The following is a 24,778-nucleotide window of genomic DNA, read 5'->3' on the forward strand; positions in this document are numbered from 1 at the left end:
CGTGGGGGGGGGGGGGGGGGGGGGGGGGGGGGGGGGGGGGGGGGGGGGGGGGGGGGCCGGGGGCGGCCCCCCCCCCCCCCCCCACGACCGGGCCTCAGGCCCGGATCACAGCTGGGACAGCTCGTCCAGCAGGTCGTCGAGGCCCAGCGAACCCTGGGAGAGGGCCGCCATGTGCCAGGCCTTCGCGTCGAACGCCTCCCCGTGCCGCTTCCTGGCGTTCTCGCGGCCCAGCAGCCAGGCGCGCTCGCCCAGCTTGTAGCCGATCGCCTGGCCGGGCATCGACAGGTAGCGGATCAGCTCGCTCGCCACGAAGTCCCGCGGGCGGCTGCTGTGCGCGCCGAAGAACTCCAGGGCCAGCTCCGCAGTCCAGCGCTCACCCGGGTGGAACGGGGACTCCGCCGGGATCTCCAGCTCCAGGTGCATGCCGATGTCGATGATGACGCGGACCGCGCGCATCATCTGCGCGTCGAGGTAGCCGAGCCGCCGCTCCGGGTCGGTGAGGAAACCCAGTTCGTCCATCAGGCGTTCCGCGTACAGGGCCCAGCCCTCGGCGTTGGCGCTGACGATGCCCACGGTCGCCTGGTAGCGCGAGAGGTCGTCCGCCACGTGCGCCCACTGGGCGAGCTGGAGGTGATGGCCGGGGACGCCCTCGTGGTACCAGGTCGACACCAGGTCGTAGACGGGGAAGCGGGTCTCTCCCATGGTCGGCAGCCAGGTGCGGCCCGGCCGGGAGAAGTCGGCGGACGGCGCCGTGTAGTAGGGGGCCGCGGCGCCGCCGGGCGGCGCGATGCACGACTCCACCCGGCGCACCCGCTCGGCCAGTTCGAAGTGGGTGCCGTCGAGGGCTTCGATCGCCTCGTCCATCAGGCCCTGCAGCCAGTTACGGACCTCGTCCACGCCCTCGATGTGCGTGCCGTGCTCGTCGAGGTGGGCGAGCGCCACCCAGGGGGTCTCGGCCCCGGGCAGGACCTTCTCGGCCTCCTTCTTCATCTCGCCGAGCAGACGGTGGAACTCCGACCAGCCGTACGCGTAGGCCTCGTCGAGGTCCAGGTCGGTGCCGTTGTAGTAGCGGGAGAAACGCGCGTAGCGCTCGCGGCCGACCGTGTTCGGCGTGCCCTCGACCGCCGGGGCGTACACGTCGCGCATCCAGTCGCGCAGTTCGACGACGGCGGCGGTCGCCGTCCGGGCGGACTCGTCCAGTTCAGCCCGCAGGGCCTCGGGGCCGTCGGCCGCGAAGTCCTCGAACCAGCCGCGTCCCCGGCCCGTGTCCGACCACTCGGTGAGCTGGCCGATGAAGGTCTCGGTCGGCCGCGGTCCCGCGTACAGCTTGCGCTCCAGGCCGGCCGCCAGGGACTCGCGGTAGCCGCGCAGCGCGGCCGGTACGGCCCGCAGCCGCTCGGCGACCGCCGCCCAGTCCTCGTCGGTGTTGGTGGGGGTGATGGTGAACGCCTCGCGCACCGAGTGCACCGGGCTGTGGATGTTGCTGACGGCGCGCAGGCCCTCCTCGGCCTCGTGCACCGCGATCTCGGCGGTCAGCCGCTCGCGCAGCAGGCGGGCGCACCGGCGCTCGGCCTCGGAGTCGGCGCCGGGCCGGCGCTCGGCCTCGGCCAGCCGCGCCAGGGTGGTGCGCGCCAGGTCCGCGAGCGCCTCCTGACCCGCGGGCGAGGTGTCGGGCAGCTTGCCCGAACTCTCCTTCACCCCCAGATAGGTGCCGGTGATGGGGTCGAGGGCGATGAGTTCGTCGACGTAGGCGTCGGCGACCTGACGGGGCAGCGGGCTGTTGGTGTCTGACATGTGGACATCCTCGTACGGGGACAGGGTCCGCGTCAGCCCGGTTTGCGGGGCGAAGCGGCCGAATCCGGTCCCCCTCGGCCCGATTTCGCTCAGGGCGTGGCGGTTTCGGTCAGGGTGTCGCCGTTTCGCTCCCGGGTGGCAGCAGGGGACCGCAGTCCCACTGCTGGAAGATCAGCCGCGTCTCCACCCGGGCCACCTCGCCCCGGGCCGTGAACTCGTCGAGCACGAGCCGTTGCAGATCCGCCATGTCCGCCACCGCGACATGGACGAGGTAGTCGTCCGGCCCGGTCAGATGGAACACGGACCGCGACTCCGGCAGCGCCCGGATCCGCTCGACGAACGGCCCCACCAGCTCCCGCCGGTGCGGCCTCACCTGCACCGACAGCAGGGCCTGGAGGCCGCGCCCCAGCTTGGCCGGGTCGAGCCGCAGCTGATGGCCGAGAATCACACCCGAGCGGCGCAGCCGGGTCACCGGTCCAGGCAGGTCGAGGGTGCGACGCCGATCTGTGCGGCGAGGTCGCGGTAGGTCGTCCGGGCGTCGTTCTGCAACAGCCGCAGCAGATGGAGGTCCACCGGATCCAGTACGACTGTTTCGGCCATGCGCCGAACGTAGCACGGAAGACACGCCCCGCCGCCCGGCTGATGTTCACCCTGTCGTCATGGACACGCCCTTGGATGCCGTGAACACGCCCGCGTACGACGACCGGCGCACCGCGCCCCGCGCCCTGGCCACCGAGGCCGTGCACGCCGGCCGGGAGGATCTCGCCCGGCAGGGGCTGCACGCCCCGCCGATCGACCTGTCCACCACCTACCCCTCCTACGACAGCCGGGCGGAGGCCGCCCGCATCGACGCCTTCGCCGCCGACGGCACCGAGTTGGACGGCCCGCCCGTCTACGGAAGGCTCGGCAACCCGACCGTCTCCCGCTTCGAGAGCGCCCTCGCCCGGCTGGAGGGCACCGAGACCGCGGTCGCCTTCGCCAGCGGCATGGCCGCGCTCAGCGCGGTCCTGCTCCCCCGCTCCGCCCTCGGGCTGCGGCACGTGGTGGCGGTACGCCCCCTGTACGGCTGCAGCGACCATCTGCTGACCGCAGGACTGCTCGGCTCCGAGGTGACCTGGACCGACCCGGCGGGCATCACCGACGCGCTGCGTCCCGACACCGGGCTGGTGATGGTCGAGTCCCCGGCCAACCCGACGCTGGCCGAGGTGGACCTGCGGGCCGTCGCCCACGCCTGCGGCTCCGTGCCGCTCCTGGCCGACAACACCTTCGCCACCCCCGTGCTGCAGCGCCCGGCGGCGCGGGGCGCCCGGCTGGTGCTGCACAGCGCCACCAAGTACCTGGGCGGCCACGGTGACGTGATGGCGGGCGTGGTCGCCTGCGACGAGGAACTCGCCGGGCGGCTGCGGCAGGTGCGGTTCGCCACCGGCGGCGTCCTGCATCCGCTCGCCGGCTACCTGCTGCTGCGCGGACTGTCCACGCTGCCGGTGCGGGTACGGGCCGCGTCCGCCACCGCCGCCGATCTGGTGGCCCGGCTGGCGGCCGATCCGCGGGTCGCCCGCGTGCACTACCCGCGGATCGGCGGCGCCATGGTCGCCTTCGAGGTGCACGGTGACCCGCACGCCGTGATCGGCTCGGTCCGTCTGATCACGCCCGCCGTCAGTCTCGGCAGCGTCGACACGCTGATCCAGCATCCCGCCTCCATCAGCCACCGCATCGTGGACGCGGAGGACCGGCGCGGTGCCGGGGTGAGCGACCGGCTGCTGAGGATGTCGGTGGGCCTGGAGGACGTCGAGGACCTGTGGGCGGACCTCGACGCGGCGCTGGACGCGAGCGTCGGGGGAGAGGCCGTGGGCGGCCTGCGGACCGAGCCGCCACAGGTCAAGGGCCTGCACGAGGCGATGAACTGACCCGAACACGAACCCGGGCGGGGTGGGAGCCAGGGTCGGGGTCGGGGTCGGGGGCCGGGGGCGGGAGAATCGTTCCGCCCCGGCCCCGCGGGCCCGGGCGCCGAGAGGGATCAGTCGCGCACGCCCGGCCCGTCGTACTCCTCGCGGCGGCCGGCGTCGCCGTACGCGGGCAGGTCCGGCACCGCAGCGATGTCCAGACGGGCGGTGATCACCAACGTGCCCTCCTCGATCTGGTAGTCCAGCGGCAGACCGAGGCCCCGCATGGCGCTGACCATGCCGGTGTTCGCCGCCTGCGTGACGGCGTACACGCGCGCGCAGCCCGCCTCGACGGCCATGGCCACCAGTCGGCCCAGCAGTTCGGCGCCGATTCCGCGCCGCTGCCACTCGTCCTCGACGAGCAGGGCCACCTCCGTCTCGTCGCCGTCCCACAGCAGATGACCGAGGCCGACGATCCGCCCGGACGCCGTCCGTGCGGCGAGGGTCCGGCCGAAGCGGGGGCTGAGCAGGTGGTTCAGGTAGCGGTCGGCGTCCGCGACCGGACCGTGGTAGCGCAGTCCGAGCGTGCGCGCCGAGCACCGCTCGTGCATCTGCCGGGCCGCCGCCAGGTCGCCCGTGTCGGCTCGGCGCACGGTGATCGCGTCGCCCGCGGGCAGCGTCAGCACGTCCTCGCCGCGGGGGACGCGCGGGCCGAGCCGGGTGTCCAGCTCCACCAGCGCCCGCGCCCTCGCGAACTCGGTGGGGGTGAAGGGCAGGTACGGCCGCTCCACGGTGATCACTCCGCCCTCGGGCGCCCGAAGCCGTAGCACCGTGTCCTCCAGCACCCCCTCCGCCGGCACCTCCGCGCCCGCGCTTTCGCCGCCCACCGGCCGGCCCGGCAGCGAACGGATCGTGCACCTGCCCAGCAACTGGCGCAGCGCCAAAGGAAGTTCCGCCGTGTCCAGCGCCGTGCGGGCGGCCAGCGCGAGGACCCGGGTCGGCGCGTCCACCAGGTCGTGCGCGTCGGCCCGCTCGATCCACGTGTCGCGGCCGCCGGCCGCGGCGACCGCCCCGGTCAGCCCGGCCGCCTCGACGTGCGCCGGGGCACGCAGCAGGAACTCGTCCACCGTGCCCCGAGCCAGCGGATGCGTCTGCAGGCTCAGGATGTCGACACCCCGCCCGGCCAGGGCCGCGCAGATCGCCGCCAGCGAGCCCGGCTCGTCCCGCACCGTCGTGCGCACCCGCCACAGCGCGCTCGCCACCGCTGCCTCGTCACGGCCCGTCGGCGCCAGGTCCGGGTCCGGCCCGGCCGTCCGCCGCAGGGTGGCGAACGGCCGGGCGCCGGTATCCTCCGCCGGAGGCGCATGCCCGTGGCGCCGTGCCCACCAGGTGTGGAACGCCGCCGTGGCGAGCAGCGCCAGCGCCGAGACCACCAGCAGTACGGGCCCGTCCGGACCGTGTCCGACCAGGTTCGCCACCGCGTCCGCCACGGCCACCGCCGTGAACAGTGCGGCGAGTTCGACCACGTCCCGTCGCCAGTGGTGCACCGGTCGCCCGTGTTTCGTCGTCCGCGTCACATCAGACATTTCTCCACTCATGCCGTCACTGTGAACGAAGCGTGTTGCGTGACCACGAACTCTCCGTGACGTACTGGTAAAGCGCGGATCTGTCGGGTTCGGCCACCCTTCGCATGATGCGGAGTTCGGCGGCCCCCTGCCGCTACACGCCGCGGCCACCCGGGACGGTCCACACCGCTCGGCGAGGCCGCGCACCAGGGGATGACGCCGGTGCGCGGCACGGGAAGAGCGTAACGGGAACCGGGGTCACTGCCCGACCCGTCCCGGCTGCAGCACCTTCGTGAACAGCACGCTGCCGTCCTGCTCCCGCAGCCGGACCGTCAGTTCCCCGCTGTCGCCGTCGATGTCGACCTCGCCGAAGAACTGGTAGCCCTCGGCCGGCGAGACGTTGGCGACGGCCGGCGCCTTGACGAACACCCGGTCCGGGCCGAACGTGCCGTCGAGCGCACTCGCCGGGAAGGCGCCCGCGTTGAGGGGCCCGGAGACGAACTCCCAGAACGGCGCGAAGTCCTTGAACGCCGCCCGCGACGGGTCGTAGTGCTGCGCCGAGGTGTGGTGGACGTCCGCGGTCAGCCACACCGTGCCGGTGATCCGCCGGTGCTTGACGAACCGCAGCAGTTCCGCGATCTGCAGTTCACGGCCGAGCGGGGCCCCCGGGTCGCCCTGCGCGACCGCCTCGAAGTTCGGCCTGCCCTCCACCCCGTCGGGTACGACGAGACCGAGCGGCATGTCCGCGGCGATCACCTTCCACACCGCCCGGGACCGGGCCAGCTCCCGCTTGAGCCAGCGCAGTTGCTCGCTGCCGAGGATGCCCTGCGGGTCGGTCCTCTGGTCGTCGGGCGAGTTGGCGTCGCGGTAGGTGCGCATGTCGAGCACGAACACGTCGAGCAGCGGCCCGTGGTGGTGGACGCGGTAGATCCGGCCGTCCGGTCGGCCGCTGACGGTGGAGACCGGGAAGTACTCGGAGAAGGCCCGCCGGGCCCGCAGCGCCAGGTCGTCGAGCCGGGTGCCGGGCGGGTAGGGGGTACCGCCGCCGATGACCTCGCCGGGGTACCAGTTGTTGCGCACCTCGTGGTCGTCCCACTGGATGATCCCGGGCACCTGGGCGTTGAACCGGCGCAGCGCTCCGTCCAGCAGGTTGTAGCGGAAATTGCCGCGGTAGTCGGCCAGGGAGATGGCGACGTGCGCCTTCTCCTCGGTGGTCACGCTTCGGTAGAGGCTGCCGTCGGGGAGCGCGGCCGTGGCCTGGATCGGGCCGTCGGCGTAGATGTTGTCGCCGCTGCACAGGAAGAAGTCCGGGTCCAGCCGGGCCATGGCGTCGAAGATGCGGTAGCCGCCGATCGACTCGTTGATGCCCCAGCCCTGCCCGGCCAGGTCGCCCGACCACACGAACCGGACGCCCTGGCGGCGGCGCGCGGGAGCCGTGCGGAAGGTGCCGTACGCCGGTTCACCGGTGCGGCGCGGGTCGTGCGGGTCGGCGAGGAGCACGCGGTAGTGGATCTGCTCGCCCGAGGGCAGCCCGTGCAGGCGGGCCGTCCCCGTGAAGTCCGTGCCGGCACCGAGCAGCGGGCCGTGCCAGCTGCGGGCGTTGTGGAACGACTCGGTGGCGGAGGTCTCGACCATCATGCGGGCCGGGCGGTCCGCGCGCACCCACACCAGGCCCGAGTCGGCGGTCACGTCGCCCGCCTGCACACCCCAGTCCGCCCGGGGACGGCCGGACAGGGCCAGCGCCGGTGCCGCGCCGAGCGCGCCGGGCAGGGTCAGGGCCGCCGACGCGGCCAGCGAGCCGCGCAGCACGCCGCGGCGGCCGGGGAAGGGACGAGGGGACCGAGGGGTCATGGAGGGGCCTCCGGGGACGAGATCCGGCCAGTGTTCGCAGCCACACCTACCGGGGCGGTGCGGCGAACGCGCAAACCCCGGGTGAACAGCCGGCCGTACGCCCGGCGGCCCTCACCCCGCGGAGGGGCCCCGCGCGCCGACCGCCTCCGCCATCAACCGCACACCGGCGCGGATCCGGGCCGGCGGCACATGCGCGTAGCCCAGCACCAGGCGCACGCCCGCTCCCGCGCCCGTGTCGCCGCGCCCCGGGGTCGTCCCGGCGCCCGTGCCACCACCGGCAGGGGCGGGCGGGGCGGCGGCGGAGACGCCGGCCGTGACCGCACGGGCACGCGCGTGCGTGTACGCCGCCAGCGTGCGGACCGCGACACCGGCGCCGCCCACGCGCGCGAGGGACCGCTCCTCGGGACCGTACCGTTCGGGCAGATCGGCGATCAGGTGCAGGCCGGCCGCGATCCCCGACAGCCGTACGCCGGGAAAGTGCTCGTCGAGGGCGGCGGCGAGCACGTCCCGGCGTTCCCGGTAGGCGCGCTGGCAGCGGCGCAGCTGACGGTCGTAGTCGCCCCGCTCGACGAAGTGGGCGAACAGCGCCTGGTCGACGGTGGGATGACCGAGGTCCATGGTCCGCTTGCGTTCGACGACCTCGTCGGCCAGGGAGTCGGGCACGAGCAGCCAGCCCAGCCGCAGCCCGGGGGCCAGGGACTTGCTGACCGAGCCGGCATAGACCACGTGCTCGGGGTCGAGGCCCTGGAGCGCGCCGACAGGGGCGCGGTCGTAGCGGAAGTCGCCGTCGTAGTCGTCCTCGAAGACGATGCCGTCCACCGACCGCGCCCAGTCCAGCAGTTCGGCACGGCGCCGGGCGGAACAGGCCATGCCGGTGGGGAACTGGTGGGACGGCGTGGTCACCACGGCCCGTACCTCCGAGCGGCGCAGCGGACCGAGGGCCGGTCCGTCCCCGTCCAGGGGCAGCGGGACGGTGCCGACGCCCACGGAGGCGTACAGGGCGCTGTGCTGCGGGCTGCCGGGGTCCTCCACGCCGACCAGGCGCGTGCCGCGCGCGTACAGGACGGAGCCGAGCAGGCAGGTGGCCTGGGCCACGCCCGAGACGACCACGATCCGCTCCGGGTCGGCGACGACGCCCCGGCGGCGCGTGAGCAGCCCGGCCAGGGCCGTGCGCAGCCGCGGCAGCCCGCGCGGGTCGGGGTAGCCGAGGGCGTGGTGGGGGAGGTCCGCCAGTACGGAGCGGTGCGCGGCCGTCCAGGCGGCACGCGGGAAGAGCGACAGGTCCGGGGTACCGGGCACGAAGTCGGCGCGGGTACCCGGGGAGCGCGGAGCGTGGTCACGCGCGCGCGTGCGGGCCGCCCGGACGGCCCCGCCCACCCAGGTGCCCGCGCCGCGCCCGCTGCGCAGGTAGCCCTCCGCCGCCAACTGCTCGTACGCCTCCGTGATCAGCCCGCGCGACACCCCGAGGTCCGCCGCGAGGTCGCGACTGGAGGGCAACCGCGTCCCCGGGGCGAGCCGCCCCGAGCGGACCGCCTCACGCAGCGCGGCCTGGAGCGTGCGCCCACGCGCGCGGGCGGGCGCCGACGCGGCCGGCAGCAGCAGTTCCCAGGCGGCGGAGCGGATCGGTCCGAGCGGATTGGCCCCCGATGACGTCATGGAAGTGGACCTTAAACCGGTCCGCCGCGCTGCCTAGCGTCGCCGTCATGAACGCCACCACCTCGCGCGGCGCCCTGCTCGCCGCGTTCGCCTGCCTCCTCGTCGGAGGATCCTTCACCGCCAACAGCGTCCTCGGGAGCTACCCCTACGCGGGGGGCCAGTTCCTGCGCTACGCCCTGGCCTGCCTGCTGTTGCTGCCGTTCGCCGGACGCGGTGCGGTGGCACGCCTGCGAGGGCTGGCCCCGCGCCGGTGGGCCCGGCTCGCGCTGCTCGCCGCGGTGGGCATGGTCGGTTTCAACCTCGCGGTCATCGCCGCCGAGCGCACCGCGGAACCGGCGGTGCCCGGCGTCTTCGTGGGCTGCGCCCCCGTGGTCGTGGCGGTCCTCGTTCCGCTCCTGGAGGGGCGGCGCCCGCAGCGGGCCGTGCTGTACGGGGCGTCGCTGGTCGCCGTCGGGGCCCTGACGGTGCAGGGCTGGGGCCGTACCGACGGCGCGGGGATCGCCTTCTCGGCGGGCGCGCTCGCGGGCGAGGCCGGTTTCGCCGTCCTCGCGGTGCCCGTGCTGCGCCCGCTCGGGCCCCGGCTGCTGTCGGCGGTGGTGTGCGGCACCGCCGCCGCGGAGTCGGCGCTCGCGGGTGTCCTGCTCGACGGCGGCGCCTGGCTGCGCCGCCCGGACGCGGGCGAGGCCGCCGCGCTGCTGTGGCAGGCGGCGGTCGTGACCGTCGTCGGCTTCGTGTGCTGGTACATGGGCATGCAGCGGATCGGCGCCGAGCGTGCCACGCTCTTCTCGGGCCTCATCCCGGTGGCCGCCGCCTTCTCGGCGCCGCTCGTCGGCACCGGCTCCTACGGCGCCGCCCAGGCGGTCGGCAGCGCCCTGGTGGGCGCCGGGGTCGCCGTGGGATCGGGGGCGGTGCGGCGGGCCGGGCGGCGCTCAGCGGCTGCCGTCGAGGATCACGCGCGCGACGAGCGCCGGATCGTCGTTCATCGGGACGTGTCCGCAGCCGGGCAGCCGCACCAGCCGGGCCCGCGGGACGGTCTGCTTGGCGCGCACGCCCTGCCGGGGGATCAGCAGCCGGTCCTTGGCGCCCCAGGCGACGGTGACGGGGATGTTCGGGAGGTCGTCCGTGAAGCGTACGTCGATGCCCGCCCGGAGGGTCTCCTCGAAAGCGGTGGCCCGCGCGAGGGCCAGCGTCTCGGCGACCACCGCCTCGGGTGAGCGGCGGCCGGGCCGGGCGTAGATGGTGCTGGTCAGCACGGTGCGGCCGGCCGCCGTGCGGGAGAGCCGCTCGACCAGCGGCAGCGGCGTGCGCCGCGCGACGGCCCGCATGCCCTGGAGGACGCCGAACGCGTACCGGCGTTCGGTCTCGGTCCAGAATCCGGCCGGGGACAGTGCCGTGACGGACCGTGCGCGCTTCTCGCGGCCCAGTTCGAGGGCCAGCAGGCCGCCCAGGGAGTTGCCGGCGACGTGGGGCCGTTCGATCTCCAGGGCCTCGCACAGGGCGCCGAGGGCGCCGTTCATCGTCGGCAGGTCGTGCCGCAGTCCGTCGGGCAGCGCGGGGGAGTCGCCGAAGCCGGGCAGGTCCACGGAGATGACGTCCCGCTCCACCGAGAGGAGGTGGACCACCGGGTCCCAGGCCTGGCGGTGGTGGCCTATGCCGTGCAGCAGGAGCAGCGGCTCACCGGTGCCCACGCGCGCGTAGGACAGGGTCACGGTCCGGGGGCCGTGCGCGGAGGGGACCGGGAAGGAGACGGTGGCGGACATGGTTGCTCCTCGTCGGGATCGCTGGGACGCCGGTTAGACAGCTTGTCAGCAATTGCTACCGACGGGTAGCCCCCGGGGTCCGTGTATCGGAGCCCGTGCGCCACGGGACACGGGGCGGCAGCCGCCTGGGCGCTGCCGGACGGGCCGGCCGGGACGGCTCGGTGGCCACCGGGGTGGTCCGGGAAACCCGGTGACCTCACCTGCTCGGAGATCGACCGCGCCCCCGTCCGTGCGACGGGGGTTTCGCCGTCATGTCGCGAATGGCACCTTGTGCGAACGCCGCGTGAACGCTGCGCCGTGCGGCGGTCCTCTCCTCCGCAAGCGGCCGATGATTGGTCTTGACCAAGGCCGAGGGCGGCCCTATGGTCGCAGATAAGTACAACAACCTTTAATAAACAAGGCGCTGAAACGCGGCCGGACCACGGCGATTGCGGAGGACAGGGTGGGGACCACGCAGCTCGAATCGGTGCCGGAGCCGAAGTACTGGCACCTGAAGACCGTGCTCAGTGAGGCACTGGACTCCGAGTTCTCGGTCGGCGAGATCCTGCCCAACGAGCGGGAGCTGGCCGCCCGCTTCGGTGTGGCCCGGGCGACTCTCCGCCAGGCCCTGGAACAGCTGGAGCTGGAGGGCAGGCTCCAGCGCCGGCGCGGCGTCGGAACGACCGTGGCACCCCCGCGCGTGGGTGTGGCCGTCGGCACCGAACAGCACGCCTGGCCGGGCGCGGCGGACGACGCCTGGCACCCCGCGGACTGCGTCCAGGCGGTCCCGCCGGCGGCCGTCGCCGACGCCCTGGAGAGCGACCGTGACACACCCGTGCACACGGTACGCCGGTCCCGGGTGAGCCACGGTCAGCCGGTCGCCGCCGAACTCCTGTACATCCCGGCTTCGTCCGTGCCCGACCTGACCGCGATCGACGCGCCCTCCGGACCGGCACGCGCGCGTGCCGTGCTGCGCGAGCTGCAGCACCTCGACCTGGAGGGCCAGGAGCGGGCCGTCGAACTCGGCTCCGCCCGCGCCGACGACGCCAAGGAACTGGACCGGCTGCCCGGCGCGCCCGTCCTCGTCGTCACGACCCGCTTCGTCGTCGGCGGACGCACCGCCGCACTCTCCGTCGCCACCTACCGAGCCGACACGTGCCGGCTGACCTTCGGGGACCCCGGCGGGGTGGAGATCCACCACGGTCCGGAACGCCAGGCGTCGTGACGGCGGACTGACGAGGGCCCGGGCCGGGGGGACGGCCGGGGGAGGCCGGGGCGCGGTGCGTCGGCCAGAGGGCCCGCGCTGTGGAATTTCCCAGCTCCACCCGGCGCTCTGCCCCCCGGCCCGCACCCGGCGTCGCGCCCTCGCTCGCTGTGCCGCCCGCGACTGCGGTGCCGGTGGGCTCAGCGGCGGGCCGTCACCGTGCTTTCCACCGCGAACAGCTCTTCCTCCACGTGGTCCAGGGCCAGACGGAGGGCGCCCGTGGCCACCGCGGCCTCGCCGAGGAGGGACAGGGTGACCTGGGGCGCCCGCAGGCAGTAGCGGGCCAGCGCGCTGCGCAGCGGTTCCAGGACATCGTCCAGACCCGCCGCCCAGCCGCCGACGACGACCAGCTCCGGGTCCAGGGCCAGCACCAGCGCCGCCACGTCGTGGACGAGCCGCTGGATGAAGCGGTCCACGGCCGCGAGGGCCCGCTGGTCACCCTCCCGGGCCAGGGCGAAGACCGCCGTGACCGCCTGCTCGTCCAAGGGGTGCAGCGGCTGGTCCGTGGTCGACAGCAGCGTCTCGGGAGTGACGTCGCGGCCCAGCAGGTGCAGCGCGCCGATCTCGCCCGCGGCTCCGCCGAACCCCCGGTGCAGCCGGCCGCCGATCAGGGAACCGGCGCCCGGGCTCAGCCCGGCCAGGACGAACACCACGTCGTCGGAGGCGGTGGCGGCGCCCTTCCAGTGTTCGGCGAGTGCCGCGGCGTTGGCGTCGTTCTCGACCAGCACCGGGCACCTGAAGGAACGGCTGAGCCGTTCGCCCAGGTTGAGCCCCGTCCAGCCGGGCAGTGCCGTGCCCAGCCGTACGATGCCGCCCGCCTCGACGATGCCCGGGGTGCCCACCCCGACGGCCCGCAGCGAACTGCGCGGGACGCCGGCCCGGCGCAGCAGTTCCGCGACCGCCGTGCGCAGCCGCTCCAGGCGCTCGTCCGCGTCGGCCGTCTCGCCCACCTCCTTGGCCTGGGCGCCGAGCACCCGGCCGTCCAGGTCGGACAGGAGCGCCGCGACGCGGTGGGCACCGATCTCCAGGCCGAGCAGGTGCCCCGCCTCGGCCCGGAACCGGTAGCGTCGCGCGGGCCGTCCCTGCCGCCTGGCGGCGCCCTCCTCCGCGGCCTTCTCGGCGACGAGCCCCGCTTCCACGAGGTCCTCGACGACGCCTTCGACCGTCGGCCGGGACAGGCCGGTCAGCCGGGTGATCTCCGTCAGCGTCGCGCAGTCCGTGGCACGCAGCGCGTGCAGCACCACCGCGGAATTGATCCTTCGCAGCAGCGAGGGATCCCCGCCGGTCAGCCGCCCCAACGTCCGTCCTCCCTGCTCGTGCGCGTGTTGGGCGGATCGTACTCGGCGCGGCCCGGGGCAGCGAGTGCCGGGACGGCCGCCGCGGTCCGCGAGGGGGAGGAGCCCGGCCGCCCGTCGGCTCGGACCGCCGCCGTCGCCCCGGTCCCACTGCCCGGACGGTAGCCCCGGCAGGGCGGCCTCCTGACACCCCGCCAATTGTCAGTGGGGGCCGCTTTACTGGAACACATGGACATCGCGAAGGCTCTCGCTGTGATCGACCGGCTGTGCTCCGAGGGGTTTCCCGCGGAGCCCGCCAGGACGGACGTCGGCGCGGCGGGACCCGGCTTCCTGATGGCCGAGTTGGAGACGAGCGAGGACTTCTGGGAGGACGACGGGACCCGGTGGCAGGAGACGGCGGATCAGTTCGTGTGCGACCAGGACGGGCTGGCGGAGCGGCTGACCGAGCGGTGGGGCCGGCCCCAGGCGGTCAGCCTGTACAGCGTCTTCGAACGGGCCACGCGGGGGGAGGAGACGGCGGAGCCGTGGGTCTCGCTCAGCGGCCATGTGCCCGACGTCCAGTTGTGGCGGGCACCCGGGACCGGCCGCTGGATAGCCCTCGGCGTCTCCCAGTGGGACGAGGAGCTGCCGTTCCAGCTCCTCGCGGTCGTCACCGACACGGACCCGCCATGACCGCCGTGACCGCCGTGACCGACACCCTCGCCATGAGCGGTGCGCCCGCCATGAACGGTGCGTCTGGCGTGATTCGTCACGCGGTCTCCGCCGCCGCCCGCAGCCGGGCGTATTCCGTGGCCATGGTCTCCGCCGTCCAGTGCGCGTTCAGACCGCTCGGATTGGGCAGCACCCACACCCGTGCGGAACCGATCGTCCGCTCCTGCGGTCCGACTTGTGCCCGGCGGTCGGCGAAGGCCGCCCGGTACGCGGTGACGCCGACCACGGCCAGCCACCGGGGCCGCAGCCGGGCCACCTTGAGCGCCAGCAGCCGTCCGCCCTCGCGGTACTCCTCGGCCGTCAGTTCGTCGGCCCGTGCCGTGGGCCGGGCCACCACGTTGGTGATGCCGAGCCCGTACGAGAGCAGTTCGGCCTGCTCCGCGGGTTTCAACAGCCTCGGGGTGAACCCGGAGCGGTGCAGCACCGGCCAGAACCGGTTGCCGGGGCGGGCGAAGTGGTGGCCCGTCGCGGCGCTCGTCAGACCGGGGTTGATGCCGCAGAAAAGCACGCTCAGGCCGTCCGCGACCACGTCCGGTACGGAACGGTCGCGGGCGGCCTCGAGCTGTGCCGGGGTGAAGCGGGTCAGAGGATCGCCCCCGGGGCGTAGGCGGCGGCCTCCGGATGCTGCTTGACGATCTCCTCGACGCGGCCGACGACGGTGCCGACCTGGTCGGCCGCGGCGCCGGTGAAGGACAGCTTGTCGGCCATCAGCTCCGCCAGGCCCGCGCGGTCGAGCGGGAGGCGTTCGTCGGCGGCCAGCTTGTCGAGCAGGTCGTTGCGTTCGGCGCCCTGCTCGCGCATGGCGAGCGCGGTGGCCACGGCGTTCTCCTTGATGGCCTCGTGGGCGACCTCGCGGCCGACCCCGGCCCGCACCGCACCCATCAGCACCTTGGTGGTGGCGAGGAACGGCAGGTAGCGGTCCAGCTCCCGGGCGATCACCGCAGGGAAGGCGCCGAACTCGTCGAGCACCGTCAGGAAGGTCTCCAGCAGCCCGTCCAGCGCGAAGAACGCGTCCGGCAGCGCGACGCGGCGCACCACCGAGCAGGACACGTCGCCCTCGTTCCACTGGTCGCCCGCCAGCTCGCCGGTCATCGAGGCGTACCCGCGCAGGATGACCATGAGCCCGTTGACACGCTCGCAGGAACGGGTGTTCATCTTGTGCGGCATCGCCGAGGAGCCGACCTGGCCCGGCTTGAAGCCCTCGGTGACCAGTTCGTGCCCGGCCATCAGCCGGATCGTCTTCGCCAGCGACGACGGGGCCGCCGCGAGCTGCACCAGGGCGGTGACGACCTCGTAGTCCAAGGAGCGCGGGTAGACCTGGCCGACGGAGGTGAAGGCCTGGCCGAAGCCCAGGTGGGCGGCGATCCGCCGTTCCAGCTCCGCCAGCTTCGCAGCGTCGCCGCCCAGCAGGTCCAGCATGTCCTGAGCGGTGCCCACCGGGCCCTTGATGCCGCGCAGCGGATAGCGGCCGAGCAGCTCCTCCACGCGCCCGTACGCCACCAGCAGCTCGTCGGCGGCCGTGGCGAACCGCTTGCCCAGGGTGGTGGCCTGCGCGGCGACGTTGTGCGAGCGGCCGGCCATGACCAGCTCGCCGTACTCCGCGGCCAGCTTGCCCAGGCGGGCCAGCACGGCCACCGTGCGGTCGCGCACCAGCTCCAGCGAGAGCCGGATCTGCAACTGCTCCACGTTCTCCGTGAGGTCGCGGGAGGTCATGCCCTTGTGCACGTGCTCGTGCCCGGCGAGGTCGTTGAACTCCTCGATCCGTGCCTTCACGTCGTGCCGCGTGACCTTTTCGCGCTCGGCGATCGAGGCCAGGTCGACCTGGTCCAGCACCCGCTCGTAGTCGGCGATGGCCGCGTCCGGGACCTCGATCCCGAGGTCCTTCTGGGCGCGCAGCACGGCGAGCCAGAGCTGCCGCTCCAGCCTCACCTTCTGCTCGGGCGACCACAGCGTGGCGAGCTGGGCGGAGGCGTAGCGTCCGGCGAGGACGTTCGGGATGCGGGGCTTGGCGGGAGCGGAAGTCACGTGTACGGATTCTACTGGCGAATCGTGCAGGCCAGCGCCACAGGGGTGTTCGTCCGAACCTACGAGGGCCCGGGCGGGGGCGCCTTCGAGGACCAGGCGTGGGCCCCGCGAGGACCCGCCGCGGGAGGAGTCAGGCGTCGGTCGGGTCCGGGTCCGGGTAGGGCAGCAGCTCGGGGCGCTTGGCCGGGCGGCCGTCACCGGAGGAGCGGCCGGTCAGCCGCCTGCCTATCCAGGGGAGCAGGTGCTGCCGGGCGAACCGCGCGTCCGCGACCCGGCGGGTCAGCCAGCCCGGCGGCAGGGTCGCGGGCAGCGGCGTGCGCCACTCGGGGTCTTCGGCCTCGTGCCCGAGCGCCTGCCACACCGCCTCCGCGACCCGGCGGTGGCCCTCGTCCGTCAGATGCAGCCGGTCCACGCCCCACAGGCGCGGATCGGCCAGCGAGGGCGCGCCGTACAGGTCGACGACGACCGCCCCGTGCTTCTCGGCCAGCTCGTCCACGCAGGCGTACAACTCCTCCATGCGGGGCCGGAACCGCTCCAGGACGGGGCCGCTGCGGCCCGGACTGCGCATCAGCACGAGCTGCCGGCACGACGGCGCCAGCCGCTCCACGGCCTGCGTCAGCAGCCCCCGCACCCGGCCCATGTCGCACTTGGGCCGCAGGGTGTCGTTCAGCCCGCCCACCAGCGTGACCACGTCGGCCCGCATGGCCGCCGCCACCTCGACCTGCTCGTCGACGATCTGCCCGATGAGCTTGCCGCGCACGGCGAGGTTGGCGTACCGGAAGCCGGGGGCGCGGGCCGCCATCCGGGCCGCCAGCAGGTCGGCCCAGCCCCGGTAGGAGCCGTCGGGCAGCAGGTCCGACATGCCCTCGGTGAAGGAGTCGCCGACCGCGACCAGGCTGGAGTAAGGAGGGTTCGTCTGCATGGCGTGAGCGATGGTAACCCGTCGCCACGCACGCATACCAAGCGGTCGGTCCCGCTCCGGGGGCCCGGCCCCGAGCCGCGCCTCTTCCCTCAGACCCGTCGGCCGAACCCTCGCTCAGACCCGCTGCCCGAAGAGCTCCCGCAGCACGTCCTCCATCGTCACCAGACCGGCCAGCCGTCCGTCCGCGCCCAGCACCGCCGCGAGGTGCGTCCGGCTGCCTCGCATCGCCGTGAGCACGTCGTCCAGCGGGGTGCTCTCCCTGACCCGGGCGATGGGGCGCATGTCACGCAGCCGGAACGGCTCGGTGCGCGGCGAGGCGTCCAGGGCGTCCTTCACGTGCAGGTAGCCGATGATCCGGCGCTGCTCGTCGACCACGGGGAAGCGCGAGAAGCCGGACTCGGCCGACAGCCGCTCCACCTGCTCCGGGGTGACCCCGAGACGGGCGTAGACCACCCGCTCCAGCGGCAGCACCACGTCGCGCACCGGGCGGCTGCCCAGCTCCAGCGCGTCGTGCAGCCGTTCCTGCGCCCGGTCGTCGATGAGGCCGGCCTCGCTGGCGTCCTTGACGATCTCGGCCAGTTCCGTGTCCGTGAACGTGGCCGAGACCTCGTTCTTGGCCTCCACCCGCAACAGCTTGAGCAGGGCGTTGGCGAACGTGTTCACCGTGAAGATCACCGGGCGCAGGGCGCGGGAGAGCGCGACCAGCGGCGGGCCGAGCAGGAGGGCGCTGCGCACCGGCTCAGCGAGCGCCACGTTCTTCGGCACCATCTCGCCGAGCAGCATGTGCAGGTACGTCGCCAGCGCCAGCGCGATCACGAAGGACACTGCGTGGCCCGCCCCCGCCGGGACCCCGACCGCGTGGAAGACCGGCTCCAGCAGGTGCGCGATCGCCGGTTCGGCGACGACGCCGAGGACCAGGGTGCACAGGGTGATGCCGAGCTGTGCCGCCGCGAGCAGCGCGGACACGTGCTCCAGGCCCCACAGCACGCTCCGGGCGCGCCGGTCGCCCTGGGCCCCTTCCTCGACGTACTGCTCGACCTGGCTGCGGCGCACCGAGATCAGCGCGAACTCGGCGCCCACGAAGAAGGCGTTGACGACCAGGGTCGCGAGACCGATCAGAATCTGTACGGCGGTCACCGGCCGGCCCTCTTCCCGTCACTCAGGTGCTTGCCCGCGTGCTTGTCGCGCAGCGCGGACGCGTCGTGGGCGGTGTCGTCGAGCGGCGCGTGCATCAGCACGCGGGCCGCGCGGCGCCCGCTCGCGTCGACCACGTCCAGCCGCCAGCCGGCGACCTCCAGCACGTCACCCGTCTGCGGTATCCGGCCCAGTTCCGCGGCGACCAGACCGGCCAGGGTCTCGTAGGGCCCGTCGGGCACGCGCCAGCCCACGCGGGCCAGCTGGTCCACCCGGGCGGAGCCGTCGGCCGAGTACAGGGCGCGGCCCTCCGCGTCGGCCCCGGCCGGGGCCAGGTCCGGCGTCTCGTGCGGGTCGTGCTCGTCGCGCACCTCGCCGACGACCTCCTCGACGATGTCCTCCAGGGTCGCCACCCCTGCGGTGCCGCCGTACTCGTCGATGACGACCGCCATCGTCCGCCTTCCGGAGAGCCGGTCCAGGAGCCGGTCGACGGTCAGCGACTCGGGGACGAGCATCGGTTCGCGCATGATCTCAAAGACCCGCAGGTGGGTGCGGCGCTCGGCGGGTACCGCGAGCACGTCCTTGACGTGGGCCGTACCCACCACCGAGTCCAGGCTGCCGCGGTAGACGGGGAAGCGGGACAGTCCGGTCGCCCGGGTGGCGTTCGCCACGTCCTCGCAGGTGGCCTGGGCCTCCAGGGCGACGACCTGGACGCGCGGCGTCATCACGTTCTCCGCGGTGAGGTCGGCGAGGTTGAGGGTGCGGACGAACAGTTCGGCGGTGTCCGCCTCCAGGGCGCCCTCCTTGGCCGAGTGCCGGGCCAGTGCCGCCAGTTCCTGGGGGCCGCGCGCGGAGGCCAGTTCCTCGGCGGGCTCCACTCCGAGCCGGCGCACCACGCGGTTCGCCGTGTTGTTGAGGTGGGTGATGAACGGGCGGAACGCGCCGCTGAACCAGCGCTGCGGGGTGGCGACGTGCCGGGCCACGGCGAGCGGCGAGGAGATCGCCCAGTTCTTGGGCACCAGCTCGCCCACGACCATCAGGAACACGGTGGACAGGGCGGTGCCCACGATCAGCGCCACGGTGGTCGCCATGGACCGCGAGAAGCCGAGCGACTGGAGCGGGCCGGCGAGGAGCTTGGCGATCGAGGGCTCCGCGAGCATGCCGACGACCAGGTTGGTGACGGTGATGCCGAGTTGCGCGCCGGACAGCTGGAACGTCAGGTTCCGTACGGCCTTGAGGGCACCGGCGGCGCCGCGCTCACCGCGCCCGGCCGCACGCTCCAGGGCGCCGCGGTCGACGGTGGTGAGCGAGAACTCGGCCGCGACGAAGGCGCCGCAGGCCAGCGACAGCAGGACCGCCACGAGCAGGAGGAGCACTTCGGTCATCGGGTCACCCCCTTCCCATGGTCGGACAGGACGCGGGGGATCGCGCGGTGGTGCGTGCGGCTACTGGGAGGCTCGCCCATGGACGGACGCTCACAACCTTTCATGGAGGACCGGGTGTCCCTCCATGGTAAAGGACGGGCAAAAATCCCCTCCGGAGCGCCCGGCTCCCGGTCAGTCCGCCGGGTCCGCGAGCGGCTTCACCCAGCGCCGCCAGTGCTCCTCGGGGGCGTAACCCGATGCCCGCCAGGCGTGGTGCGCGACCTCGTTGCGGGTCAGCACCATTGCGTCGCCCCGCCGCCCGCCGAGCCGTACGAACCGCTCCTCGGCGGCGGCGAGCAGCGCCGAGCCGATGCCCCGGCGCCGCCGGCCGGGATGCACCGCCAGCCGGTACAGGTGGCAGCGCCAGCCGTCGAAACCCGCGATCACGGTGCCGACGAGTTCACCGGCGTCCTGAGCCAGCAGCAGCGCCTGCGGGTCGCGCTCGACCAGGCGCGCCACGCCGTCCCGGTCGTCACTGATGCTCGTGCCCTCCGCTGCCGTCCTCCAGAAGGCCAGCACGGCGTCGACATCGGCGGGGGTCGCGGGGCGGATACGCGGGTCGGTCATGGCGTGATCACATCACGCCCGTCCGGACGCGGAGCCGGATTCCAGCATGCGGACGCGCACCTTCGCCGCCCGGCCCCCCTCCCGTCGCTGACACGCCGGTCCCGTCGCACAGGCGCGCCTTCGACGGCCCCGCCGTCGCCGGGCAAGGCGCCGCCCCGGCCGCTCATCGCCCCCGAAGCGCCTCCAGCACCGGTGCGAAGGCCTCCATGTACGGCTCCAGCACCGTCAGGTACGAGAACCCGAACCGCTCACGCTGTGCCAGCACCCGCCCGACGATCTGCTCCAGGCTCCCCACCAGCACGATCGGCAGCGCCAGGGCCTCCTCCAGGGACAGCCGCGGGTGGCGTTCCAGCAGCGGCCTCAGCACCGGCTCCGGGTCGTCGGTGACGGCGACGAGCTGGATCAGCAGGTTCAGCTCCGCGGGCTCGGCGCGGCCCGCCGCCGACTTGCGGTACAGCGCCACCCGCTCGTCCAGTTCGGCCGCCGTGAGCGGGATCAGGCCGCCGGCGCTCCCCGGTGCGGGCCGCGCGCCCGTGAACGCGGCGATGTCCGCGTGCTCGGCGGTCAGCCGCAGCATCCGGTCGCCGTTGGCGCCGATCAGCAGCGGGATCCGGGGCCGCTGCACCGGCTGCGGCCGGTGGTCGGGGGAGGCGAGGAGCCGCTCCAGCTCCTCGACCGTGTGCCGCAGCTCATCGACGCGCTCGCCGGGGGAGCCCCACGGCAGCCCGGCCCGCTCGTGCTCCTCGCGTACGTAGCCGGTGCCGAGGCCCAGTTCGAGCCGGCCGTCCGTCAGCGCGTCCGTCGTCGCCACCTCGCGGGCGAGCAGCGCCGGGTTGGAGAAGCCCGCGTTGAGGACGAACGTGCCGAGCCGGGGCCGCCGGGTCGCCTGGGCCGCCGCCACCAGCGCCGGGAACGGCGCGACCCAGCCCAGGTGGTCGGGGACGAGGATCACGTCGTAGCCCAGTTCCTCGGCCCGGCGGCACTTGGCCCGCCACTCACCGGCCGGCGCCGCATCGAGCAGGTTGACTCCGAAACGGAACGGACGCGGCATGAACTCTCCTCAGGCGAACGTGACTTGAGTACCCCGGCGATTCCATCACTCGTGCGCGATCGCCGCCAGCACGTTCATCCGGGACGCGCGCAGGGCCGGCAGCAGGGCCGCTACGATCCCCACGACGGCCGCGCCGACCACGACCGCGACGATCGTGCTCCAGGGGATCGCCAGTGACTTCATGCCCTGCAGGGCCAGCACCCGCTGGGTGCACACGCCCCACACCAGTCCCAGCGCCAGCCCGAGGACGGCGCCGAACACCGCGATCACCACCGACTCCAGGCGGATCATGAGCCGCAGCTGCCGCCGGGCCAGCCCGATGGCCCGCAACAGCCCGATCTCGCGCGTCCGCTCCACCACCGACAGCGCCAGCGTGTTCACCACACCGAGCACGGCGATGACGATGGCCAGTGCGAGCAGCGCGTAGACCAGGTAGAGCAGCACCGCGATCTGGTCGTGCACCAGCTTCTTGTAGTCGGCCTGGTCGCGCACCTGCACGTTCGGGAACGGGACGAGGGCCTTCTCCAGCCGGGCGCGCAACAGCCCGGGGCTCGTGCCCGCGGCGGCGTCGACGTACAGCGCGGCATCCGGCGTGCCGGGGGCGTACCGGTCGAGGGTGCCGATGCCCGTGTAGAGCCCGCCCTGGATGCCGAAACCCTCCGCCGTGTCCTGGTCGGTCAGGGCGGCGACGGCCAGGCCGCCCCGGCGCCCGCCCTGGAACTCGGCGGGCAGCACGGTGCCGAGCCGCACGCCGTGGCTCCTGGCGAAGCCCACGTCCATGGCCAGGTGCCCGTCGGCCAGCGCCGCCGCGCTGTTCCCGGCCGTGTACGTCATGTGGGCGACGTCGTCCAGCCGCCGGTCGTAGCCCGAGACGACCGTCTCGACGCGCTTGCCGTCCGGCAGCCGGACCGCGATCGCCGCCAGCCGCTGCCGGACCACCAGACCCGCGCCGGGCGTGCCGCGGACGGTGTCCGTGACCCGCTGCGGGAAGGGCACGAAATCACGGTTCTGCACGATGTAGTCGGCGCCGAGCGTCCGTTCGATCTGGTGGTCGATGGAACGGGTCATGGAGGCGCCGGCCACGGACATCCCGCCGACCAGGGCCAGACCCACCATCAGGGCGGCCGCCGTGGCGCCGGTCCGGCGCGGATTGCGCAGGGCGTTGCGCTGGCTCATCCGGCCCACGGCGCCGAAGAACGCGGGGACCGCCCCGCCCAGCACCCGGATCAGCGGACGCACCAGCAGCGGCCCGGCGATCACGGTCGCGACCAGCGTCAGGACCACGCCGAACCCGAGGAGCGTCACCGCGGTCGCGGTCCTGCCCGCCGACGCACAGCCCCCGAGCGCGACCGCACCCGCGGTGCCCAGGACCGCACCCGCGACCGCGCGGACCCTCAGCGGCCGCCCCACCCCCGCGACCTCGGCGTCCGCGAGGGCCGCCATGGGGGACACGGCCGCGGCACGGCGGGCCGGGAGGCAGGCCGCCACGAACGTCACGCCGACACCGATGACGTACGCCGCGACGGGGGTGATCCACCCGATCGCCATCTCGGTCGCGCGCAGGTGCATGCCGAAAGCGCCCAGGAGGCGGATGAGACCGGCCGCGAGGCCGATGCCGGCCGCGAGGCCCAGCGTGGAGCCGGCCACGCCGAGCAGTACGGCCTCGGTCAGTACCGACCGTCGCACCTGCCGCCGGTCGGCGCCCAGCACGCGCAGCAGCCCCAGTTCACGGGTGCGCTGGGCGATCAGCATCGCGAAGGTGTTGACGATGAGGAAGACGCCGGCGAGGACCGCGATCCCGGCGAAGCCCAGCATCACGAACTTGACGATCGCGAGGAACGGGCCGAGGCTCGCGGCGGCCGACTCGGCCTGCTCGCCCGCCGTCCTCACGTCGTACGTCCCGCCGTCCAGCGCCGCCACGACGCGCCGTTTCAGCTCGGGGTCCGAGACCCCCGCGGCGGCGTCGACGGTGACGCTGGTCGCACGGGCCGTCGAGCCGAGCAGCCGGACCTGCGCGGTGGGCGTGTCGAGGTACAGCAGCGCCGCGCCGGGGTTGGTGGTGGTGAAGGTGGCGACGCCGACCACCCGCACGCGGAACGTGCCCGGCTGCGCCTGGACCGTCAGTACGTCGCCGATCCGCACGTGCTGGTGCGCGGCCGTGTCCGCGTCCAGCAGGGCCTCGCCGGCCCCGTGCGGGGCGTGCCCGGAGGTCAGTTCCACCGGGCTGTGGTCGGTGACCTCCCAGTTGCGGACGATGGTGGGGGCGCCGGTGGTCGGGCCGACCGGTTCGTTCCTGCTGTCGAGGATCACCACGGTGTCGACCGAGGCCTCCACGTGGGCCGCCGCGACCCCCGGCACGCCGGACAGCCGCCGGGCCAGCGAGGCCGGCACGGTCAGCAGGGCGCCGGTCCGCAGGGGCGACCTCAGTTCCCGCCGGGGCGCCACGGTGACATCGGCGGCGGTCGAGGCGAAGAGCCGGTCGAAGGTGCGGGAGACGGTGTCGGAGAAGATCATGCTGCCCGCGACGAAGGCCACGGACAGTACGACCGCCAGGGCGGACAGCAGCAGCCGCCCCTTGTGGGCGAGGAAGCTGCGCAGCGTCGCCTTGAGCACGCCGCTCAGGCCTCCTCGACGGCGGTGAGGTCCGGGGTGGGCGTGTGGTGGTCGGCCCCGGCGAGGAGGCGCATGCGCTCCAGCACCGCCTCTGCCGTCGGGTGCTCGCGCTCGTCCACGATCCGGCCGTCCGCGAGGTAGAGCACCAGGTCGGAGTGGGCGGCGGCACCCGGATCGTGGGTGACCATGACGACCGTCTGCCCGAGGCCGTCGACGGCGTCCCGCAGGAAGCCGAGCACCTCCAGGCCCGCCCGCGAGTCCAGATTGCCGGTCGGCTCGTCGGCGAAGATCAGTTCGGGCCGGGAGGCGAGCGCCCGCGCGCAGGCCACCCGCTGCTGCTGGCCGCCGGAGAGCTGCGCGGGCCGGTGCCCGAGCCGGTCCCTCAGCCCGAGGGTGTCGATGACCTGGTCGAGCCACTGCCCGTCGGGCCTGCGGCCCGCGATGTCCATCGGCAGGGTGATGTTCTCCAGCGCGTCGAGCGTGGGGATGAGGTTGAACGACTGGAACACGAACCCGATCCGGTCCCGCCGCAGCCGGGTCAGCTCGCGGTCCTTCAGCCCGGTGATCTCGGTGCCGCCGATCCAGACCTGCCCGGCCGACACCGTGTCCAGCCCCGCCAGGCAGTGCATCAGGGTGGACTTGCCGGAGCCGGAGGGGCCCATGACCGCGGTGAACCGGCCGCGGGCGATGTCGACGTCCACCGAGTCCAGGGCGAGTACGGCGCTCTCGCCCCCGCCGTACGCCTTGGTCAGTCCGCGGGCGCGGGCCGCGGAGCCCGCGGCCGGTGCGAGGTCCGGCACCACGGAGGGTGGGGACACGGCGGCCTCCTCAGTGATGTGCCGGTCCGGAATGTCCTGACTCATTCCTTTTCTCTCCCCGGTCGAGCGTAGTGTGACCGACCGCGCGGCCGGTATCCCCCGGAGGGCCGAGCCGGTCCCGCCCCGGCGATGTCCTCCCTGCCCCCCTTGCCGCTGCTAGCGGTTCGGCGCTAGCGTCGAACCATGGCGAAGACCCAGCTGAACGTGCGGGTGGACGAGGGCACGGCCCGCGCCGCCCGCGAACGCGCCCTCGCCCGCGGGATGAGCGTCAACCGCTACATCGAGGAACTGGTCCGCCAGGACACCGGAGAGGCCGGCCGCACCTTCGTGGAGGCCGCCGCCGACTTCATGAAGAGCTACGAGGCCGTCTTCGCCGAGGAGTTCGACGGGGCGGCGCCCTCGGCCAGGGCGAGCCGGAGCGCGGACCACGTCCCGGAGGACGATCGCGAAGGGCGCCGCTGAGCCC

At 74.0% G+C, this 24,778-nt stretch carries 19 protein-coding genes and 2 pseudogenes; 5 read left to right on the plus strand and 16 right to left on the minus strand.

Annotated elements, in window-relative coordinates:
• Positions 1-105 precede the first annotated feature (105 nt).
• Together ACFC02_RS00830 and ACFC02_RS00835 are read right to left on the minus strand one after the other, a co-directional pair.
• Positions 106-1,794: a DUF885 domain-containing protein gene (locus tag ACFC02_RS00830; RefSeq protein WP_376350281.1), complete on the minus strand. Its 1,689-nt coding sequence runs from the start codon at positions 1,792-1,794 to the stop codon at positions 106-108.
• Positions 1,795-1,903: 109 nt separating this feature from the next.
• Positions 1,904-2,394: pseudogene (locus ACFC02_RS00835) on the minus strand (Lrp/AsnC family transcriptional regulator).
• Between the two features lie 59 nt (positions 2,395-2,453).
• Between ACFC02_RS00835 and ACFC02_RS00840 the strand changes: the two are divergent.
• A complete protein-coding gene (locus ACFC02_RS00840; protein ID WP_376350284.1) occupies positions 2,454-3,701 on the plus strand; it encodes a trans-sulfuration enzyme family protein in 1,248 nt (415 codons plus the stop codon).
• 110 nt (positions 3,702-3,811) lie between these two features.
• Here ACFC02_RS00840 and ACFC02_RS00845 read toward each other — a convergent pair whose 3' ends face one another.
• From ACFC02_RS00845 to ACFC02_RS00855, 3 genes are all read right to left on the minus strand, one after another.
• A complete protein-coding gene (locus tag ACFC02_RS00845; protein ID WP_376350286.1) occupies positions 3,812-5,263 on the minus strand; it encodes a GNAT family N-acetyltransferase in 1,452 nt (483 codons plus the stop codon).
• 237 nt (positions 5,264-5,500) lie between these two features.
• The gene (locus ACFC02_RS00850) at positions 5,501-7,093 is read right to left on the minus strand and encodes an alkaline phosphatase D family protein (RefSeq protein WP_376350289.1); all 1,593 of its coding nucleotides are present in this window, start codon (positions 7,091-7,093) and stop codon (positions 5,501-5,503) included.
• A gap of 111 nt (positions 7,094-7,204) precedes the next feature.
• Entirely contained in the window at positions 7,205-8,749 is a 1,545-nt protein-coding gene (locus ACFC02_RS00855) for a PLP-dependent aminotransferase family protein (RefSeq protein WP_376350292.1), read from the minus strand.
• A 47-nt stretch (positions 8,750-8,796) separates the two neighbouring features.
• On the opposite strand from ACFC02_RS00855, the pseudogene ACFC02_RS00860 reads away from it, so the two are divergent.
• Positions 8,797-9,585: pseudogene (locus ACFC02_RS00860) on the plus strand (DMT family transporter); the annotation flags it as partial.
• 93 nt (positions 9,586-9,678) lie between these two features.
• On the opposite strand, the gene ACFC02_RS00865 reads toward ACFC02_RS00860, so the two are convergent.
• Positions 9,679-10,509, minus strand: a complete 831-nt coding sequence (locus tag ACFC02_RS00865; protein WP_376350294.1) for an alpha/beta fold hydrolase — start codon at positions 10,507-10,509, stop codon at positions 9,679-9,681.
• Between the two features lie 442 nt (positions 10,510-10,951).
• Between ACFC02_RS00865 and ACFC02_RS00870 the strand changes: the two genes are divergently transcribed.
• A complete protein-coding gene (locus ACFC02_RS00870) occupies positions 10,952-11,713 on the plus strand; it encodes a GntR family transcriptional regulator (RefSeq protein ID WP_376350297.1) in 762 nt (253 codons plus the stop codon).
• A 179-nt stretch (positions 11,714-11,892) separates the two neighbouring features.
• On the opposite strand, the gene ACFC02_RS00875 is transcribed toward ACFC02_RS00870, so the two are convergent.
• Positions 11,893-13,050 (minus strand): ROK family transcriptional regulator, encoded by a 1,158-nt coding sequence (locus tag ACFC02_RS00875; RefSeq protein ID WP_360970214.1) that lies wholly within the window; start codon positions 13,048-13,050, stop codon positions 11,893-11,895.
• Between the two features lie 225 nt (positions 13,051-13,275).
• On the opposite strand from ACFC02_RS00875, the gene ACFC02_RS00880 reads away from it, so the two are divergent.
• A complete protein-coding gene (locus ACFC02_RS00880; protein ID WP_376350301.1) occupies positions 13,276-13,719 on the plus strand; it encodes a hypothetical protein in 444 nt (147 codons plus the stop codon).
• Between the two features lie 76 nt (positions 13,720-13,795).
• Here ACFC02_RS00880 and mug read toward each other — a convergent pair whose 3' ends face one another.
• The 9 genes from mug to ACFC02_RS00925 all read right to left on the minus strand — a co-directional run bounded on the left by mug (position 13,796) and on the right by ACFC02_RS00925 (position 24,357).
• A complete protein-coding gene (gene mug, locus ACFC02_RS00885) occupies positions 13,796-14,344 on the minus strand; it encodes a G/U mismatch-specific DNA glycosylase (RefSeq protein ID WP_376350611.1) in 549 nt (182 codons plus the stop codon).
• Positions 14,341-15,783 (minus strand): adenylosuccinate lyase, encoded by a 1,443-nt coding sequence (gene purB / locus ACFC02_RS00890; protein ID WP_376350303.1) that lies wholly within the window; start codon positions 15,781-15,783, stop codon positions 14,341-14,343. The genes mug and purB overlap by 4 nt, the downstream gene beginning before the upstream one ends.
• 130 nt (positions 15,784-15,913) lie before the next feature.
• Positions 15,914-16,705, minus strand: a complete 792-nt coding sequence (locus ACFC02_RS00895) for an SGNH/GDSL hydrolase family protein (protein WP_376350306.1) — start codon at positions 16,703-16,705, stop codon at positions 15,914-15,916.
• Positions 16,706-16,819: 114 nt separating this feature from the next.
• Positions 16,820-17,842 (minus strand): hemolysin family protein, encoded by a 1,023-nt coding sequence (locus ACFC02_RS00900; RefSeq protein ID WP_376350309.1) that lies wholly within the window; start codon positions 17,840-17,842, stop codon positions 16,820-16,822.
• Positions 17,839-19,224 (minus strand): hemolysin family protein, encoded by a 1,386-nt coding sequence (locus ACFC02_RS00905; protein WP_376350312.1) that lies wholly within the window; start codon positions 19,222-19,224, stop codon positions 17,839-17,841. Before ACFC02_RS00905 ends, ACFC02_RS00900 begins: the two co-directional genes overlap by 4 nt.
• 171 nt (positions 19,225-19,395) lie before the next feature.
• Positions 19,396-19,830, minus strand: coding sequence for a GNAT family N-acetyltransferase (locus tag ACFC02_RS00910; protein ID WP_376350314.1), 435 nt, complete (start codon positions 19,828-19,830; stop codon positions 19,396-19,398).
• Positions 19,831-19,993: 163 nt separating this feature from the next.
• The gene (locus ACFC02_RS00915; RefSeq protein WP_376350316.1) at positions 19,994-20,881 is read right to left on the minus strand and encodes an LLM class F420-dependent oxidoreductase; all 888 of its coding nucleotides are present in this window, start codon (positions 20,879-20,881) and stop codon (positions 19,994-19,996) included.
• Positions 20,882-20,926: 45 nt separating this feature from the next.
• Entirely contained in the window at positions 20,927-23,494 is a 2,568-nt protein-coding gene (locus ACFC02_RS00920; RefSeq protein WP_376350319.1) for an ABC transporter permease, read from the minus strand.
• A 5-nt stretch (positions 23,495-23,499) separates the two neighbouring features.
• Complete coding sequence (locus tag ACFC02_RS00925; RefSeq protein WP_376350322.1) at positions 23,500-24,357, minus strand: ABC transporter ATP-binding protein; 858 nt, start codon at positions 24,355-24,357, stop codon at positions 23,500-23,502.
• Between the two features lie 138 nt (positions 24,358-24,495).
• Between ACFC02_RS00925 and ACFC02_RS00930 the strand changes: the two genes are divergently transcribed.
• On the plus strand, positions 24,496-24,774 hold the full coding sequence (locus ACFC02_RS00930) for a toxin-antitoxin system HicB family antitoxin (protein ID WP_360970234.1): 279 nt from the start codon (positions 24,496-24,498) through the stop codon (positions 24,772-24,774).
• The last annotated feature ends 4 nt before the right edge of the window (positions 24,775-24,778 follow it).

Source organism: Streptomyces sp. NPDC056160 (genome assembly GCF_042268205.1).
Lineage (GTDB): Bacteria > Actinomycetota > Actinomycetes > Streptomycetales > Streptomycetaceae > Streptomyces.